Here is a 17,808-nt window from a genome sequence, read left to right on the forward strand (position 1 = left end):
CATCATCGCCGATCGGCGGCGGACGGTGCGCCGTGAGCGAACGACGGAACCCGGCACCCCGCACGGTCGTCGGTCATGGATACCGTGAGCGTGCGGTGGATGCCGCACCGGAAGGAGCCGAGGACTGCGATGAGCGACCTGCCCGACGACCCCGACGAGCGCGAGCGCGCGCTGCGCGACGCCCTGCAAGGCATCTTCGGCGACCGGACCGACGAGGTGCTCGGCCAGATGCGCTCGCAGGGCCTGGACCCGGCCGCCCTGATGGGTGGCGCCGCGCCCGACCCGGCGACCATGCAGCACCTGATGAACCAGCTGCAGCGCCTCTTCACCTCGGGCGGGGGCCCGGTGAACACCGAGGTCGCGCACGACCTGGCCCGTCAGGTGGCGGTGGCCGAGGGCGACCCCTCGTTGACCGGCGCCCAGGCACGGTCGGCCCAGGAGGCCCTCAGCGTCGCGGAGCTGTGGCTCGACGCCGCGACCGACCTGCCGCCGTCGGGCGGGCCGGCACGCGCCTGGAGCCGCAGCGAGTGGGTCGAGGCGACCCTTCCCGCCTGGCAGCAGCTCGTCTCCCCGGTGGCGGCGTCGGCGGCCGACGCGCTCGCCACCGTCCTCGGCGACCAGCTCGGCGACGACATGACAGGTCTCGAGCTGCCCGGCATGCCCGTCTTCCCCGGCGGGAGCCTGGGCGACCTCGATCCGGCGACCATGATGCGCAGCCTCGGGTCGGCGGTCTACGGCATGCAGGTCGGCCAGGCGGCGGGCACGCTGTCCCGCGAGGTCTTCGGCTCGACGGACGTCGGGCTGCCGCTGCTCGCCGAGCCGGCCACCGTGCTCGTCCCCACGAACGTGCGCGCCTTCGCCGACGGCCTCGACTCGCCGTTCGAGGAGGTCCAGCTCTACATGGCGGTGCGCGAGGCCGCCCACGCCCGGCTGTTCGTGCACGTGCCGTGGCTGCGTGCGCACCTGCACGCCCTCGTCGAGCAGTACGCCCGCGGCATCACCATCGACCTCGACGCCCTCGAGTCGCAGGTCCGGGACATCGACATGTCCGACCCCGAGTCGCTGCGCGGCGCGCTGTCGGGCGACGTCTTCGGCCTGCACAACACCCCGGAGCAGCAGGCGACCCTGCTGCGCCTGGAGACGGCCCTCGCGCTCGTCGAGGGCTGGGTGTCCGAGGTCGCGGCCGCCGCGTCCCTCCCGCACCTGCCGCACTCCGTGCCGCTGCGCGAGATGATCCGCCGTCGGCGGGCAGCCGGCGGCCCCGCCGAGCACACCTTCAGGTCGCTCGTCGGGCTCGAGCTGCGGCCCCGTCGCTCGCGCGACGCCGCGGCACTGTTCGCGCACCTGCTCGCCACGGGCGGCCCGGAGGCGCGCGACGCGGTCTGGGACCACCCCGACCTGCTGCCGGGCACGGAGGACCTGGACGACCCGTCGGGTTACGCCGGGCGCCGGGCGGCCCAGGCGGACGAGCACTCGGACGTGGACGCCGCGCTCGCGCAGATCTTCTCGGACGCCGATGCGCCGGACGTCGCGGACCACGCCCGCAGCGAGGAGACCCCGGACGACCAGGCGTAGTCAGGTGGCCGACGAGCCGGAGTCGGCGTCGTCGTCGCGCGACCCGTCGGTGGTGAACGCCACGCCCTCGAGGAACCCGCGGGCGCGGTCGGTGCGCGGGTAGGCCTCGAGCAGCCGCCAGAAGTCCGGCCCGTGCCCGGCGTGCAGCAGGTGCGCGAGCTCGTGCAGCAGCACGTAGTCGATGACCCACTCGGGCATGCCCTGCAGCCGGGTGGAGAGCCGGATCGAGCCGTCCACCAGGGTGCACGAGCCCCACCGGCGCTCCTGGTTGCTGACCCACCGGACGCTCGTGGCGTGCGCTCGGCCGTCGAGGTACTTCACCGACAGCTCGCGCGCCCGCTCGACGAGCTCCTCGTCCGACGGGCGGCGACGACGTTCCTTGTCCTCGAGACGCGCGACCATCTTCTCGACCCACTCGCGTTCCTGGGCCCGCGAGAAGCGCGCCGGGATGGCCACGACGGTGCGGTCGCCGTCCCGGTACGCACTGACCGTCGCGGTCCGACGACGGCTCCGCCGGACCTCGACGGTCGGCATGGTGTCGTGGGCCACACCATGACCATACCGGGATTGCGTCAAGATCGTGTGACGGGCACTCCGACGGCCCTGCCCGGGAGGCTTTCCACAGGCCTGTGGAGAACGTCGGCACAGCCGCGTCCGACCGTGCCATCGTGCCGCCATGACGTCCACGAGCACGTCCTGCGACCCGCCCGCCCTCCGGCTGCGCCCCGGCGCACCCGTCCTCGGCCGCGGGGCGGGCGAGGTCCAGCTCGGCACCGACGACCGCTGGTCGCTCGTCCTGTCGGGCCTCGCCGAGGCCGAGACCCGGTGGCTCACGGCCGCGGCCACGACGCAGCACGCCTCCCTCGACCGGACCGCGGCGCGCTACCGGGTGGACGACGAACGCCGCCGGGCCATCGGAGCGCTCCTCGCCGACTGCGGATTCCTCGTGCCCGCACCACGCCGCACCCCCGACGTGCTCGCGACGGCCGGAGGCGCGGCGGACGCACCGGTGCTGGGTGCGCTGCTGCCCGACGGCGGAGGGATGGTCACGCTCGCCCGGCGAGCGGTGCGACGGGTGGGCGTCAGCGGCCTCGGCCGGATCGGGGCGCTGCTCGCGGCCCACCTGGCCACCGCGGGCGTGGGGACGCTCGTGCTCGACGACGACTCGCCCGTCCAGGTCACCGATCTCGGCACAGGGACGTACCAGCAGACCGACGTCGGCCGGCGGCGTGCGGTGCGGCTCCGGGAGGCGCTCGGCGCCCGGTACCCCCGCACGTCGTGGGCGCACGCGTGGCACGCCGACACGATGCCCGACGTGGTCGTCGCCGTGTGCGACCGTGCCATCCGTCCCGAGTCCTTCTCGCTCCTGATGAGCGCCGGCATCCCGCACCTGCCGCTGGTCGTCGGGGAGGCGGACGTGACGCTGGGGCCCTTCGTGCTGCCCGGGACCACCGCGTGCACGGCCTGCCGGCACCGGCACGCCACCGATGTCGACGAGCGCTGGCCGGACCTCGTCGACCAGCTCGCGGAGCTCCCGGCGGGGCCCGGTCAGGAGACCGTGCTGTCCACGACGGCGGCCGCCCTGGCAGCCGGCCAGGTGCTGGCGCACCTCGATGGCGCCCGGCCGGCGGCCGTCGGCGCCGTGCTGGAGGTGGCCCTGCCCGAGGCCGTCCCCCGGGTCCGGCCGGTCGAGGTGCATCCGGCCTGCACCTGCACCGTCCCACCACCCCGCCCCCGCCGAGGTAGTACCACCCCGCCCAGGTAGCACGACGCCCCACGAGGTAGTACCTCGCGGGGCATCGATCGATGGGTCAGGCCGCGGCCTGGTCGGTCTTGCGGGGACGGCCGCGCCCCCGCTTGCGAGCGACGACGACTCCGTCGACGAAGACCTCGCCGCCCCAGACGCCCCACGGCTCCGACCGCTCGAGGGCACCGGCCAGGCAGCCGGACTGCAGCGGGCAGGCGCGGCAGAGCGTCTTGGCCCGTTCCACCTCGTCGGTGTGCTCGGCGAACCAGAGCTCGGGGTCGTTGGTGCGGCAGGGCAGCAGAGCCGCGAACCGTCGTTCGAGCTCGGCGGCCTCCTCGGCGGTCTGCGCCACCGGTTGATGGGGGGTCCAGCGACTGGTGCCACCGGCGGGGGCAGCGTCGATCAGCCGCTCGTCCAACAGCTGTGCGAGACGCACGATGTTCCTCCGTCAGGTCCTGGGTGTGGTGTGAACGTCGGTGTTCAGGACCTACGGATGACCCTCTGGTGTCAGAGAGACGGATCGTCCGGCCGATGAAGGCCGATTTCCCGGTCAGGAATGACGAAGGCCGCGGGTCCCGGTGGACTCCGCGGCCTGGACCGGTCAGTGGACCGGATGTCTCCAGGGAGCGGAGTCGGGTGCGAGATCGACGAGGGCTGCCCCAGCGTCGCGACGCGTGCGAGCGCGGAAGGACGGCACGATCGTGATCGGGACAGAGTTCTCCCCTGTCGCAATCTTCTTGCCGCCCTGCAGCTGCGTCATGATGATGTCCATCGTCGTGCTCACCTCCTCCGTCATCTCGGGCCACTGCCTCTCGGCAGGTGCCGCTCCAACTCGGTCATGACGAGCATAGACGGCTGGGCCGCACTCGCCACATCTTTTTTCGAACTTTTTTTGGACGACTTCGTCCGGACCTCTCAGGACCCCCGCGGAGCACTCTCCACGAGAGCGATCAGCGTCGGCCCGTAGCGGTCGATCTTGGCCGGCCCGATGCCGTTGATCCGCGCGAGCTGAGCCGTCGACGTCGGCCGCAGCTCGGCGATCGCCGCGAGCGTCGCGTCGCCGAGCACCGTGTACGCCGGCTTGTCCGTCTCCCGGGCCACCGACAACCGCCACTCGCGCAGCGCGTCGAAGAGCTCGACGTCGGCCGGTCCCGTCAGCTGGGCACGCGCCTGCCCGCGCTGCGTGCGGCTCGATCCGGAACGCCTGCCGCCACGGCCGTCGTCGGGCCAGATGCCGTCGAGGAACCGGGTCCGCTTGCGCGTCGCCCGGCCGCCAGGGTTGCGCGAACGCGCGTAGGAGAGCTCCAGGTGCTCGCGCGCGCGGGTGATGCCGACGTAGAGCAGCCGACGTTCCTCGGCGACGCCCTCGTCCGTCTCGGCGAGGGAGATCGGCATCAGCCCCTCGTTCATCCCCGCGAGGAACACCGCGTCCCACTCGAGGCCCTTCGCCGCGTGCAACGACGCCAGCGTGACGCCGTCGACCGTCGGAGCATGCTGGGCGGAGGCCCGCTCGGCGAGCTCGTCGACCAGACCCTGCAGGGTGGCGGGAGCGTCCTCGGGTGCGGCCGCGGCGACGTCGTCGGCGAGCCCCACGAGCGCCTGCATCGCCTCCCAGCGCTCGCGCGTGGCGCCGCGGGCCGCCGGCGGCTTCTCGGCCCAGCCCGCGGAGAGCAGGACGTCGCGGACCTGCTCGGGCATCGGCTGCTCCGGGTCGGAGGACCTCGCGGCGCCACGCAGCAGCACGACCGCGTCGCGCACGTCCTTGCGCTGGAAGAAGCGGGCGCCGCCGCGCACCTGATAACTCACGCCGGCGTCCGACAGCGCGGACTCGAACGCCGCCGACTGCGCGTTGGTGCGGTACAGCACCGCGATCTCGCTGGACCGTACCCCGTCGGCGACGAGCCGCGCCGCGCGCGCGGCGATCCCCGCCGCCTCCGCCTCGTCGTCGTCGTAGGTCGTGAAGGACACCGGCGGGCCGGCCGGGCGCTGGGCGAGGAGCTCGAGCGCACCCGTGACGCGGCCGCGCCGCAGGACGTCGTTGGCGAGGTGCACCACCTGCGGCGTGGAGCGGTAGTCCCGGACCAGGCGCACGACCTGGGCGTCGCGGTAGGTGCGCGTGAAGTCCAGCAGGTAGTGCGGCGTCGCCCCGGTGAACGAGTAGATGGTCTGCGACGGGTCTCCCACGACGCAGAGCTCCTTGCGCCCGCCGAGCCACTGGTCGAGGAGGAAGTGCTGCAGCGGCGAGACGTCCTGGAACTCGTCGACCACGAAGTGCCGGTACTGCGAGCGCACCTGGTCACCGATGTGCGGGTGCGAGCCGAGCATGTCGGCCAGCATGAGCAGGACGTCCTCGAAGTCGATGACGCCGCGCTCGGTCTTGACGTCCTCGTACGCGGCGATGAGGCGCGCGACCGTCTGGTGGTCGAACCCCGACGGTGCCGGCCGGTCGTCCGTGGCGGCGGCCTTGACGTAGTCCTCCGCCGTCACGAGGGAAACCTTCGCCCACTCGACCTCGCTCGAGAGGTCACGCACGGCGACCCGGTCGACGCTCGCGCCGATGCGACGGGCCGCCTCCGCCACCGCGGGGGCCTTGTGCTCGAGGATCTGCGGCGGCGCACCGCCGACCACCCGCGGCCAGAAGTAGCCCAGCTGGCGCAGCGCCGCCGCGTGGAAGGTGCGGGCCTGCACGCCGACCACGCCGAGCTCACGCAGGCGGGTGCGCATCTCCCCCGCCGCCCGCGCGGTGAACGTCACGGCCAGGACCGACGTCGGCGGGTAGGCACCCGTGCGCACGCCGTAGGCGATGCGGTGCGTGATCGCCCGCGTCTTGCCGGTCCCCGCGCCCGCGAGCACGCACACCGGACCGGCCAGGGCCAGCGCGACCTCGCGCTGCTCGGGGTCCAGCGCGTCGAGGATCGCGTCGGGATGAAGCGGGGCGTCCGGGGAGTTGGTCAGTACTGGCATCGTCTGCGATTGTCGCAGGCGTCGCCGACACGCACACCGCGCTATCCACAGGAGGCCCGCATGACCGCCCGTCCCGCCCTGCCCGACCTCGGCACCGTCACCATGTACTCGACCACCTGGTGCGGCTACTGCCGGACGTTGCGCACGCAGCTGGACTCCGCGGGCATCGGGTACACCGTGATCGACATCGAGGAGCAGCCGGAGACGGCGGAGTACGTCGAGCAGGTCAACGGTGGCAACCGGACGGTGCCCACCGTCGTCTTCCCGGACGGCTCGGCCGCGACCAACCCGTCCCTCGCGGACGTCAAGGCCGCCCTGGCCGGCTGACGCGGGCCAGCCACCGGGCCCGTCACCAGGAGCCGGGCAGCCTCGCGCCGAACCACTCCTCGATGAGCGCCCGCGCGATGGAGTGCCGGCCCGGCAGACCGACCTCGCCCACGGACGCGGCCGCCGACAGCTCCGGCCGGGTGAACCACCGCGCGTCGGTGACCTCCTCGTCGTCGGTCCGCACCGCCGTCGCCACGGCCCGCGCCCGGAACCCGAGCATGAGCGACGCGGGGAACGGCCACGCCTGGCTGCCGCGGTAGACCACGTCCTCGAGCGACGTGCCGACGACCACACCCGTCTCCTCCGCGACCTCCCGGCGCACCGTGTCCTCCATCGCCTCGCCCGCCTCCACGAAGCCCGCCAGCGTCGAGAAGCGCCCCGCCGGCCAGGTCGCGGCATGGCCCAGCAGCAGGCGGTCGTCGTCGTCGACGACCGCCATGATGACGGCAGGGTCGGTGCGCGGGTAGGTGTCCCGCGCCTCGACCGGGCAGTGGCGCGCCCAACCGGCCTGGACGACGGCGGTCGGCCCGCCGCAGCGTCCGCATCTCCGGTGCGTCGCATGCCAGCCCGCCAGCGCGACCGCCTCCACCGACAACCCGTGGACCAGCCCCGCCCCTGGTTCACCGGCGGCGAGCGCGTCGACCTGGGCCTGCGCGATCTCCCGCAGCCCGGACCAGCCCGCCGCGCCGCGCGGGGGCGGGGGGTCGCCGTCCTCCGGCAGGACGAGCGCGAGGTGGGCCGCGCCGTCCGACTCCCCCAGGAAGAGCCACAGGCCGTCCGGTTGTCCCGGCGCCGGGAGCAGCGCGGCTCGGGGAATGTCGCGCCCGACGGCGGCGAGCCGCCCGCGATGGACCACCAGCACCCCGGTGGTCGGGTCGGCGCGCAGCCGCTCCACGAGCCCCGGTTCCGCACGGCGGTGGGCGGCGCGATCGTGCGCCGTGCGGGAGAAGGGCAGGTCGAGAGGGTTCACGGCACGACGCTACGTCACCTCGTCTCGACCGCATGCCAGCGTGCTTCTCCTCGCGGGCCGCTCGGCCGGCATCGTCACGGTCGACTTCCGCCACTCGTCGTCGCCCGACCGCCTGGTGGGCTTGGCCGGCGGCCGTGGCGATCTGCCTGATCACGGTGCCTTTCGTGGCTGGCTGGAGCCAGCAGGTCTGACGCGCGGCGCCCGTCGGCCGGCCGGACACGCCCGGCGACGCAGCGACGCAGGGGCCCGCAGCCGCACTACGGTGGGCCTGTGCCCCGCAGCCAGCTCGCCCTCGCCGCGTTGTCGACGGCCGCCGTCCCCGGCCTCGACGCCCGGACCGTGCGGCGCGACGACGTGCCCGGGGACTACGACGTCGCGATCGTGACGACCGGTTCCGGCGAGGAGTGGATGGTGCGAGCGCCGACCACGGCACTGGCCGGAGCCGCCCTCGAGGCCGAGATCGAGCTGCTCGAGTCGCTCCACCTCTACGTCGACGCCGGGGTGCTGCCCTTCGCGGTGCCGCGGTTCGCCGGCTCGGCGCTGCTGCCCGAGGGTGGCCGCGCCGTCGTCCACGAGCGGCTGGGCGGCTCGCCGCTGGACATCGCTGCGCTGCGTCCCGGGCCCGGCCTGGCAGCCGACCTCGGACGGACGCTCGCCGCGGTCCACGAGCTGCCCGCCGCCGTCGTCGAGGCGTGCGGGCTCCCGTCCTACACGTCGGCCGAGTACCGCGAGCGCCGGCTCGTGGAGCTCGACGAGGCCGCCGCCACGCGGCGGGTCCCGAGCGCCCTGCTGCGTCGGTGGGAGACGGCGCTGGAGGACGTGAGCCTGTGGCGCTTCCAGCCGGTGGTGGTGCACGGTGACCTCGCCCCGGACCAGGTGCTCGTCTCGGGCAACCGGGTGACGAGCATCAGCGGCTGGTCCGACGCCCGCGTCGCGGACCCTGCGGACGACCTCGCCTGGCTGCTCGCCGCCGCCCCGCCGGAGTGCGTGGACGCGATCATGGAGGCCTACCAGCTCCGGCGTACCGAGCTCACCGACCCGCGCCTCGTGGACCGCGCGCTGCTGGTCAGCGAGCTGGCGCTGGCGCGATGGCTCATGCACGGCGTGCGCCGCCGGCTCCCCGACGTCGTCGCCGACGCCGAGTCGATGCTGGCGGACCTGGACGAGGCGACCCGCGAGGACACCCCCGCCTGACTCCTCGCACGAGGCACTCGCGCGCAGCGGAACCGCAGCCTCAGGCGAGAGAGCACCGCCTGAGGCGCTGCCTCATCAGCGCCCTGGGCGAGACCTCCAGAAGCCCGGAACGTACCGGTCCCCGCGGTGGTGTCCCTCGACCCACGTCCTCCCGTCCGGATCGTCTTGCTTCCGGTCCTCGGGCACCAGAGTGCGCAGGTCCCGGAGCACGTCAGCGCTTCGGGTCGCAGCGCGGTCGACGAACCCGTCACCAGCGGATGCTCCGACCACCCTTCGCGCACCGCCGACGGCGTCGTGCACGGCATCCGGCAGACCTTGGGCCAACGCGCGGACCCGTTCGATGAACCAATCCGCCTCGACACCCAGGTCCGCGGCCGCTCGCACGAGGTGCCTCGCTCCGATCGCCCGGAGCCGGTACTCGCCTCCCAGCTTCATCGCCAGCCTGCTCTTGAACCGCACCTCGTGCGGATCCAGCAGGAGCGCGGCGCTGATCACGTCGTACAGCGGCGCGAATGCTGTCGAGGACCCGGCATGCAGCAGTGCGAAGTTCTTCGCGTGAGCGTCCGTGCCCGCCGCCACCCAGTTGAAGGCGACGGCGGACGCGAACTGTTCGCGCGCATCGGCCAGTCGGCGTCGGTCGACCGCGGTGTCGAGCGTGTCGGCCAGCTCACGGACCGAGGGACCACCGTCAGCCTCGTACTTGCTTGCGCGCCACAGGCCTCGCGCCTGACACATGTCCTCCTGGTGCAGGCGGCTGATGGTGCCGTCGTCTCGCACGATGCGGTCGAATCGACGCACGATGACCGCCGCCTGCTCCTCAAAGGTCTCGAGGTGGGTCTCGGCGACACGCAGACCGAGCTGCTGCGCGGCACGCATCGTCACGTGTTCAGCCAGGTCGCTGCCCTCGAGTCCGGCGATACCCACCTTGACGATGTGCGTACTCGGCATGCGCCCCGTCGGCTGGTGCCAGGACCCGTCGACGCGCGTCAGTGCGAACTTGCCCTGCTGTCCACCGAGGGAGAAGCGCCCGCCGTGCTCGTCGAACGTCCAGGCGCTGTCGTCTGCGTGCAGGGTGCGCAGGTGTCGGGCGATGTCTCCCTCGTTCAGCGCCACGACCGCGCCCTCCGCGGTGGGATCCTCACCCTCAGGCAGCACCTGGACCGCTCCGGCGCAGTCGGCTCCCATGCGCTCCAGCAGCCCGAAGACGGTCGGGCGCCGCAGCTCCAGGTCGGCGGCCCAGCGCTGCCGGACGTCGTCGTTGTCGGGAAGGAGGTTGTCGAACCACGGGCCGGCGGCATCGCTGCCGTGGTACTCCTGCGTGCGAGGCATCGACACGCTCAGCGCGGGAGCCGCCCGTCGGTGCCGGTACTCGGACGTGTAGCGGAACTCGATACTGCCGTCACGGCGGCGCTCGAGCGCGCCGGCACGCAGCCCGTTCAGCCAGACAGCGAGGTGATCAGCCATGCGTGGCGGCCAGGACCAGATCCAGGTCGGGCTCGCCCTCGTCGGGGCTGACGTCCACGAGAAGGTCGACCGTCCGCAGCGCGTCGAGCATCAGATCCAGTCGAGAGGTCGGGGACCCGGCCTCGGCCGAGATGACCCACTGGCGCGACGTAGCGATGCGGCCGGCGAGCTCCGCCTGCGTCATGCCGGCCCGCTTTCTGGCCTCACGCAGCAATCGCCCCAGATCCTCTGCCGTCGAGACGAGCACGATCGCCACCTCCATAAAATGTCAACCAGCGATGACATTCTTGCCAATGTCACCGCTGATTAACACTAGCAGAGATGTCAGGCGTGAATAACATGTGCTGCCTACGAGCCGCTGACCAGGGCCTCCAGGCCCGCCTCGTCCAGCAGCTCGACCGGCCGCACCGTCGTACCGGAGGCCACGTACACGAAGGCCGCGCTCACCTTCTCCACGGGCAGGCCGGACCAGCGGGCCCAGGCCAGCCGGTAGGCGGCGAGCTGCACCTCGCGCTGGGCGCGGTCGGCCGGCTCCCGTGGTTCGCGGCCCGTCTTCCAGTCCACGACGACGACGGCGGGCGGCTCGCCCGGCGCCGGTGGCGGAGCGTCGGGGTCGACGAACACGGCGTCCATACGTGAACGCACCATCACCCCGGCGATCGGCGTCTCGACGTCCTGCTCGATCGCGACCGGGGTGAGCGCGGCCCATGGCGTCTGCTCGAACCGGGTGCGCAGGTCCGCCAGCGCCAGGTCGGTCGCGACGTCGAGCTCGTCCGCACCCGGCATGTCCTCGACGTCCATGAGCGAGGCCGAGGAGTAGAACTGCTCGACCCAGGCGTGGAACAGGGTGCCGCGCCGGGCGTGCACCGTCGGTTCGTTCGGCACAGGGCGGCGGAGCTGCCGGGCGAACTCGTCCCGGTCTCGGGCCAGGCGCACCAGCCCCGACGCCGAGACGTGCGCGGGCATCTCCACCGACGGCTCGTCACGCTCGCCGCGCTCGGCCAGCAGGATGCGGGCGAGCTCGACCAGGTCGTGCCCGGCACCGTCGAGCAGCACACCGTCCGCGGGGGCCGCCCCCGAACGGGCGGCGGCGGCCACCTGCTCCGCGGTCTCGCGCAGCACCTCGCGCGGGGCCCCTCCTCGTCCCTGGTCCGCGCCGGCCGACACGGTGCTGGAGTCCGGGGTGCCGTCGTCAGGCACGTCGGGCGCCGACTCCCGCGCCGGCCAGACGTCCGTCCGCTCGACGTCGTCGCGGGGGTTGGAGATCTCCGCGTCGGGCGCCGGTACCCAGCCCGTGGCGTCGACGAGCCCGGCCTCGGCGAGCTCGGCCAGGAACGGTGACACGCGCCGCGGGCGGGAGCCCGTACCCCACCAGTGCGCGGTGCAGAACAGCTCACGCCGGGCGCGGGTGAAGGCGACATAGGCGAGACGACGCTCCTCCGCGAGCTGGTGAGCCCCGCAGTCGAGCCGGAACTCGTCGCGCCGAGCCACCAGGTCCTTGGTGTCGGTGGCCGCCTCGAACCGGAAGACCGGCAGGTCGTGAGCGTCCCCGCGCAGGTGGTACGGCAGCTCGCCGAGCCCCGTGAGCCAGCCGCTGCTCGTGCGCCCCTTCGACGTCTCCGCCTGGGTGGGGAAGATGCCGTCCACGAGGCCCGGCACCGCGACCACGTCCCACTCCAGGCCCTTGGCGGCGTGCGCGGTGATCACCTGGACCGCGTCCGGGTCGGGCTCGCGGACGGGCATGTCGAGCCCGCGCTCCTGGTCACCGGCCACACCCAGCCAGGCGAGGAACGCGCCGAGGGTCGCGACGTCGGCCGACTGGGCGAAGCTCGCCGCGACGTCCCGGAAGGCGTCGAGGTGCTCGCGGCCCCGGCGGCTGATCCCCTCGGCGGCGGGCGCACCGCCCGGCCCGGCGCTGACGGCGCTCGCGAGCATCTCGGCGGTGGCCACCTCGACGTCGAGGCCCAGCGCGCGCTCCGCGGCCACGACGAGCTCGGGCAGCGACAGGTAGGTCAGCGAGCGCAGCTCGCGCAGCAGGCGGGCGAGCGCAGTCAGCCGGGTGTGGCCGTCGGGCGTGAGGACCCGGCCGTCGCGAGCGGGCCGGCCCGGCTCGGGCAGGTCGTCGAGCGCGTCGACGATGGACCGGTGGTCGACGACGTCACCCTCGACGACCTGTGCGTGCTCGTCGTGGAGCCCCGGTTCCGACGGGACCGCCTCGGCGTCGGCCGAGGCCCGTCGGCGAGGCGCATCACGCCGCGCGAGGTCGGCTGCCCACGAGCCGAGGGCGTGCAGGTCGGCGGCACCGAGGTTGACCCGGGGGCCGGTGAGCAGGCGGAGCAGCGAGTCGCCGCGGGACGGGTCGTGCACGGCCTCGAGCAGCGCGACGACGTCCACCACCTCCGGCGTGGTGAGCAGGCCGCCGAGCCCCACGACCTCCACCGGCAGCCCGCGCCGGCGCAGCGCCGTCTCCAGGGCGGCGAACTGCGAGCGGGCGCGGCACAGCACGGCCGCGGTGACCCGGTCGGAGCCGTCGGGTCGGGTGGCGCGCCGCCACCGGGCAGCCACGAAGTCCGCGACGGACTCCGCCTCCTCCTCCAGGGTGGCGGCCACGTGGGCCGTCACCGCTCCGGTGCCTGCGCCGGGCCGCAGGTCGAGCGGCGGCACCCGGACCGCCGTCGTCGGCCCCGCCTCATCGCGGAGCGGGGCCGAGGCGACGTTGGCGGCGGCCAGCACCGCGGCGTCGTTGCGCCACGACGTGCTGAGGTAGCGCACCGCGGCGGCGCCTCCGTCGGCGTGGGCGAACCGCTGCGGAAACCGCGCCAGGCCCGACGCCGAGGCGCCGCGCCAGCCGTAGATCGACTGGTGCGGGTCTCCGACGGCGGTCACGGCGTGCCCCGCGCAGAACAGTCCGGCAAGCAGCTCCACCTGGGCGAACGACGTGTCCTGGTACTCGTCGAGCAGCACCACCCGGTACCTGGCACGCTCAGCGGCACCGACCGCAGGGACGGTACGGGCCAGCTCGGCGGCGAGCGACACCTGGTCGCCGAAGTCCAGGGAGTCGCTGTGCCGCTTGCGCCGCCGGTACTCGGCGACCAGTCCCAGCAGCCGCGACCGTTCGGCCACGGACCCGATGAGCTGGTCGACATCCTTGGTGCGGGCACGCTGCCTCGGCCCGGGCGGAAGGGAGTCGAGCCGGACCACGACGTCGTCCAGCGCCTCGCGCGCCTCGTCCACGTCGAGCAGGTGTTCCCCGAGGGCACCCGACAGGGACAGCACCGCACCGACGACGGTGCTCACCGCCTTGTCGGTGCCGAGGTCGCCGTCCCAGGACTCCACAACCTCGGCCGCCAGCTGCCACTGATTGGCCTCCCCGAGCAGCCGGGACCCGGGCTCGACGCCGAGGCGCAGGCCGTGGTCCGCGACCAACGAGGCGGCATAGGCGTTGTAGGTGGCGATCGTGGGGCGGGCCAGCAGGTCCAGGTCGGCCGCAGACCGGCCCTGGGCGCGCGCGAGCTGCCCGAGCCGTGACTGCACGCGGGAGGAGAGCTCCCCCGCGGCCTTGCGGGTGAACGTCAGCCCGAGGACCTCCTCCGGCTCCACGAGCTCGTTCGCGATGAGCCAGACGACCCGTGCCGCCATCGTCTCCGTCTTGCCCGACCCGGCGCCGGCGACGACGAGCACCGGCTCGAGCGGCGCCTCGATGACGGCGACCTGCTCGTCCGTCGGGGCAGGCCGGCCGAGCAGACCGGCGATGTCCCGCGCCGAGAGCCGGGGCCGCGCAGGCTCCTCGACGGCACCGCTCGACGGCCCGGGCGGGCCGGGCTCGTCCAGCTCCGGGAACCCGAGCTGGACGCTGCGCGGCTCGGTGCCGAGCGCCGACCAGTCGAGACCGCCGAGCTGATCGGCGCCTTGCTCGGCGCCGTGCTCGGCGCCGTCCCGCCGCTCGGCACCGCGCGCCGGCTCCGGGACGTGCGGGGTGGTCACGAGATCACGCTCCGTCCCTCGGTCTGCACGGGGCAGCTGCGCCGCACCGGGCACATGCCGCACAGGTCGTTCTCCCGGGCGGTGAACGCCGAAGCCGCCATCGTGTCCGCGGCCTGTTCGACGAGCGAGCGCGCCCAGCTCGACCCGTCCGCACCGGGCTCCAGCGCACCCTGCCCGCGCACCGTGGGCCCCTTGGTCGGGGTGCCGACGAAGACCAGCCGCGCGCCGGCGCTGCGCGTCCCCTCCGGCAGGTCCAGGGCACCGTCGGTGACGGCGAGCTGATAGGCGCCGAGCTGCGGGTTCTCCGCCGCCTTGTCCTTCGACGGCGCGCTGCGCCCCGTCTTGAGGTCGGCGACGGTCACGGCGTCCTCGCCGTCGGCCTCGACCCGGTCGATCTTCCCGCGCAGGCGCGCCCGGCCCAGCGTCAGGTCGAAGGCCGGCTCGACCAGCACCGGCTCCCCGGAGTCCTGGTAGTACTCGGCCAGGCGCGCCACCATCTCGTCGGCCCGACGGCGCAGCTGGCGGCTGGGCCAGCCCTCCGGCAGGGCGAGCTCGGGCCACCGCCGGTCGAGCTCGGCACGCAGCACGCTCAACGAGGCCTTCGGGTGCTCCTCCGCGATGCTGTGCACGAGCGTGCCGAGGGTCTGGTGGGTCGCGTCGGGCGCCGTCCCGCCCGCCGACTCGAAGGCCCACCGCAGCGCGCAGGTGGTGACCGTGTCGACCTTGGACGGCGAGACCACGACCTCGTCCTCCGGCCCCCACAGCGCCGCGTCGCTGGAGACGTGCGCCACGCCGTACCAGGTGCGCGGGTCGGCCTCCGGCACACCGGCGTCGGCAAGCCGCGCCAGCAGCGCGGCCGCGGTCTCGGCGCGCGGGTCCGTGCCGCCGTCGGCCGTGTCCGGACGCGCGGTCGCGGACCGCACGAGCTCGGCCCGCGCGGCGGCCACGACGCCCCGCAGGTCCAGCGGCGGCCCCACCGCGGCACGTCGCGGGTCGGGGCCGTCGACGGCGTCCGCGTCACGGGGCGACACCAGGTCGCAGAAGACGGAAGGGCTGTCCTCGGCATCCTCGACGGCCGTGACGAGCAGCCGGCGGCTCGGCCGGGAGACGGCGACGGCGAACGCCCGCAGCTCGTCCGCGAGCACCTGACCGCGGGCCTCCTTGCCGACGCCGTGCGCATCCTGCGCGCGTCCCGCGAGCAGCTCGACGAGCGCCTGGGACCCGAGCAGCGAGTCGCGCAGCCGCAGGTCCGGCCAGACCCCGTCCTGCACGCCGGCCACCACCACGACGTCCCACTCGCGCCCGGCGGCCCCGGCCGGGGTCAACGCCTCGACGGCACGGGCACCGGTGGCCGCGGCGGCGAGGGAGTCGGCGGGCAGGTCCTGCGAGGCGAGGTAGTCGACGAAGGCTCCCACCGACGCGCCCGGCATGCGCTCGACGTACGTCTCGGCTGCACGGAACAACGCGAGCACCGCGTCGAGGTCGCGGTCCGCGCGCACGCCGGCCGGCCCGCCCGCGAGCGCCATGTCGCGCCACCGTTCCGCCAGGCCGGTCGCCGCCCACACGGCCCACAGCACCGTCTGCGCCGTCGCGCCGTCGACCGCCGCGGCCTCGCGCCCCGCAGCCAGCACCCGCGCGACCGCGACCGGGCCGCGACGGACCGTGGACGGCAGCGTCGCCGCCCGAGCCGGATCACCCAGGACCTCCACGAGCAGCGCGTCGGACGACCGCCCGCCCCCGCCCGACAGCTCCTCGGAGCGCAGCGCACGGCGCAGCCGACGCAGGGACACCGCGTCGAGCCCGCCGATCGGGGACGTGAGCAGCAGCGCCGCGGTCTCGGCGTCGAGACCGGGCACAAGGTGCGCCGCGGCCGACGGCGGCACGTCGTCGATCATCTCGGCGTCCGGCACCTCGAGGTCGGACGCCTCGGACGAGGTACCTCCGGCCGCGGCGTCGCCGTGGTGTGCGGAGGTCGGCCGCAGCTCGGCGAGCATCCGGTCCAGCCCGCCCGGCCCCGTGCACACGCGTAGAGCGGCGAGCAGGGGGACGACGGCGGGCTCGTCACGCAGCGGCACGTCCGAGCCGAGCAGCGCCACCGGCACCGAGGCCGCGACGAGGTCACGGCGCAGCGCGGCGAGCCGGTCGCCGCTGCGCGCGAGGACCGCCATCCGCTCCCACGGCGTGCCGTGCAGCAGGTGCTCGGCACGCAGCTCGCGGGCGATGTGGGCCGCCTCCTGGGCGGTGCCCGCGAGGACGGCGACGTCGGCCCGCGCCGCACGGGGCGTCGGGACCGGCCCGTCGTGCAGGTCGTCACCGACCGGGGCGTCGCCGTCGTGCTCCGCGCCCTGCGTCGGGTCCGGCCGCGGTGCCGCACCGCGGTGCAGGGCGCCCGACACCGTGGCGACGCGCGACGTGATCGCGCGCGTCACCTCGCGGAGCCGGTCCGGCTGGCGCCACGCCGTGCTCAGGACGACGGTGCGGGCGTCGAAGGCACCCGTCTCGCCGGGCCGGGCGGCGGCCCGCCCGACCAACGCCGGCGCCGCACCGCGGAAACCCTGTACGGCCGCATCAGGGTCGGCGAGCAGCACGAGCCGCGCCCCGGCGTCGTGCAGGGCACCGAGCAGGCGCGCGGTCGCGACGGTCGACTCCTGGTGGTCGTCCACCACCACGAGATCCCAGGTGGGTGCGGCCGTGCCGGGCACGTCCCACGTGGCCAGCGTGTGGGCGGCCTCGTCGACCACGACGGCCGGGTCGTAGCGCGCACCCGCGTCGGGCGTGCCGAGCCGCAGGGCCGTGACGTCCAGGTACTCCTCGTAGAGGCGGGCGACCAGGCGCCACTCGGGGCGCTCGTGGCGGCGCCCCAGCTCGTCCAGGTCCACGGGTGCCAGCCCGCGCTCGGCGGCACGCATCAGGAGGTCCCGCAGCTCCTGGCGCAGACCGCGCAGTCCGAGCGACTCCTCGGGCAGCCCGTCCGGCAGCGGCAGGGGCGCCCCCTCCCCGGCCAGGTGCCCCGCCAGGAGCTCCGCGAGCACCAGGTCCTGCTCCGGCCCCGAGACCAGGGTGGGCGGCGGCTCGCCGAGGGCGGCCGCACGTGTGCGCAGCACCGAGAACGCCGCCGAGGCGGCCGTGCGCACCATCGGGGCACCGATCGTCCGCCCGGCGGCGGCGGCCACCTCGTCCCGCAGGCGCGCCGCCGAGCGCCGGGTCGCAGCGAGCACGAGAACCCGGGACGGCTCGGTCCCCGACGCGATCGCCCGCACCGCCACCTCCCGCGCCACCGTCGTCTTGCCGGAACCTGGCGCCCCCACCACCAGCGTGGCCGGGCCGCGGAGCGCCGTCGCCACCGCCGTCTGCTGCGACTCGTCCAGCACGACGGCGGCCCCGGCGGTCTGCGCGGGGGCCGGCGGCGCGAGGCGGACGGTGGCGGTGGCTGTCACGGGTGAGATTCGATCACGCGCCACCGACAGGCTCGGCCGCCCGTCCGTTCACCCTGCGCGGACGATGCCGCCAGGAGCCACCGCCGTGCATAGGATCGTGGCAGCCCGTCCACCCGGCGCCGCAGGCTGCGGCGCCACGCGCGAAG

13 protein-coding genes are annotated in these 17,808 nt (G+C 74.6%); 4 read left to right on the forward strand and 9 right to left on the reverse strand.

Translation table 11 applies throughout. The features are described from left to right. Nucleotides 1–129: 129 nt before the first annotated feature. Nucleotides 130–1,575, forward strand: a complete 1,446-nt coding sequence (locus ACWAT2_RS05920) for a zinc-dependent metalloprotease (protein ID WP_402372181.1) — start codon at nt 130–132, stop codon at nt 1,573–1,575. Here ACWAT2_RS05920 and ACWAT2_RS05925 read toward each other — a convergent pair whose 3' ends face one another. After that, nucleotides 1,576–2,109 (reverse strand): M48 metallopeptidase family protein, encoded by a 534-nt coding sequence (locus tag ACWAT2_RS05925; RefSeq protein WP_402372913.1) that lies wholly within the window; start codon nt 2,107–2,109, stop codon nt 1,576–1,578. A 142-nt stretch (nt 2,110–2,251) separates the two neighbouring features. Here ACWAT2_RS05925 and ACWAT2_RS05930 point away from each other — a divergent pair, with 142 nt between their 5' ends. After that, the gene (locus ACWAT2_RS05930; RefSeq protein ID WP_402372183.1) at nt 2,252–3,340 is read left to right on the forward strand and encodes a ThiF family adenylyltransferase; all 1,089 of its coding nucleotides are present in this window, start codon (nt 2,252–2,254) and stop codon (nt 3,338–3,340) included. Nucleotides 3,341–3,386: 46 nt separating this feature from the next. Here the strand turns inward: ACWAT2_RS05930 and ACWAT2_RS05935 are convergent, their stop codons facing one another. The 3 genes from ACWAT2_RS05935 to ACWAT2_RS05945 all read right to left on the reverse strand — a co-directional run bounded on the left by ACWAT2_RS05935 (nt 3,387) and on the right by ACWAT2_RS05945 (nt 6,286). Further along, nucleotides 3,387–3,758 carry a WhiB family transcriptional regulator gene (locus ACWAT2_RS05935; protein ID WP_402372185.1) on the reverse strand — a complete coding sequence of 124 codons (372 nt, stop codon included), beginning with the start codon at nt 3,756–3,758 and terminating at the stop codon, nt 3,387–3,389. Nucleotides 3,759–3,923: 165 nt separating this feature from the next. Further along, nucleotides 3,924–4,106, reverse strand: coding sequence for a hypothetical protein (locus ACWAT2_RS05940; protein WP_480048626.1), 183 nt, complete (start codon nt 4,104–4,106; stop codon nt 3,924–3,926). A 131-nt stretch (nt 4,107–4,237) separates the two neighbouring features. Next, nucleotides 4,238–6,286, reverse strand: a complete 2,049-nt coding sequence (locus ACWAT2_RS05945) for an ATP-dependent DNA helicase UvrD2 (protein ID WP_402372188.1) — start codon at nt 6,284–6,286, stop codon at nt 4,238–4,240. Between the two features lie 60 nt (nt 6,287–6,346). On the opposite strand from ACWAT2_RS05945, the gene ACWAT2_RS05950 reads away from it, so the two are divergent. Next, complete coding sequence (locus ACWAT2_RS05950) at nt 6,347–6,613, forward strand: mycoredoxin (protein WP_402372190.1); 267 nt, start codon at nt 6,347–6,349, stop codon at nt 6,611–6,613. A gap of 22 nt (nt 6,614–6,635) precedes the next feature. On the opposite strand, the gene nudC is transcribed toward ACWAT2_RS05950, so the two are convergent. Beyond that, complete coding sequence (gene nudC, locus ACWAT2_RS05955; protein WP_402372191.1) at nt 6,636–7,583, reverse strand: NAD(+) diphosphatase; 948 nt, start codon at nt 7,581–7,583, stop codon at nt 6,636–6,638. 270 nt (nt 7,584–7,853) lie between these two features. Between nudC and ACWAT2_RS05960 the strand changes: the two genes are divergently transcribed. Then, nucleotides 7,854–8,777 (forward strand): phosphotransferase, encoded by a 924-nt coding sequence (locus ACWAT2_RS05960; RefSeq protein WP_402372193.1) that lies wholly within the window; start codon nt 7,854–7,856, stop codon nt 8,775–8,777. Nucleotides 8,778–8,852: 75 nt separating this feature from the next. Here the strand turns inward: ACWAT2_RS05960 and ACWAT2_RS05965 are convergent, their stop codons facing one another. The 4 genes from ACWAT2_RS05965 to ACWAT2_RS05980 all read right to left on the reverse strand — a co-directional run bounded on the left by ACWAT2_RS05965 (nt 8,853) and on the right by ACWAT2_RS05980 (nt 17,662). Then, a complete protein-coding gene (locus ACWAT2_RS05965) occupies nt 8,853–10,241 on the reverse strand; it encodes a type II toxin-antitoxin system HipA family toxin (protein ID WP_402372195.1) in 1,389 nt (462 codons plus the stop codon). Next, a complete protein-coding gene (locus tag ACWAT2_RS05970; protein WP_402372197.1) occupies nt 10,234–10,497 on the reverse strand; it encodes a helix-turn-helix transcriptional regulator in 264 nt (87 codons plus the stop codon). The genes ACWAT2_RS05965 and ACWAT2_RS05970 overlap by 8 nt, the downstream gene beginning before the upstream one ends. A gap of 92 nt (nt 10,498–10,589) precedes the next feature. Continuing rightward, the gene (locus ACWAT2_RS05975) at nt 10,590–14,072 is read right to left on the reverse strand and encodes a UvrD-helicase domain-containing protein (protein ID WP_480048733.1); all 3,483 of its coding nucleotides are present in this window, start codon (nt 14,070–14,072) and stop codon (nt 10,590–10,592) included. Between the two features lie 149 nt (nt 14,073–14,221). After that, on the reverse strand, nt 14,222–17,662 hold the full coding sequence (locus tag ACWAT2_RS05980; protein WP_402372198.1) for an ATP-dependent helicase: 3,441 nt from the start codon (nt 17,660–17,662) through the stop codon (nt 14,222–14,224). Nucleotides 17,663–17,808: the final 146 nt, after the last annotated feature.

The organism is Isoptericola sp. GX10416, assembly GCF_056590155.1.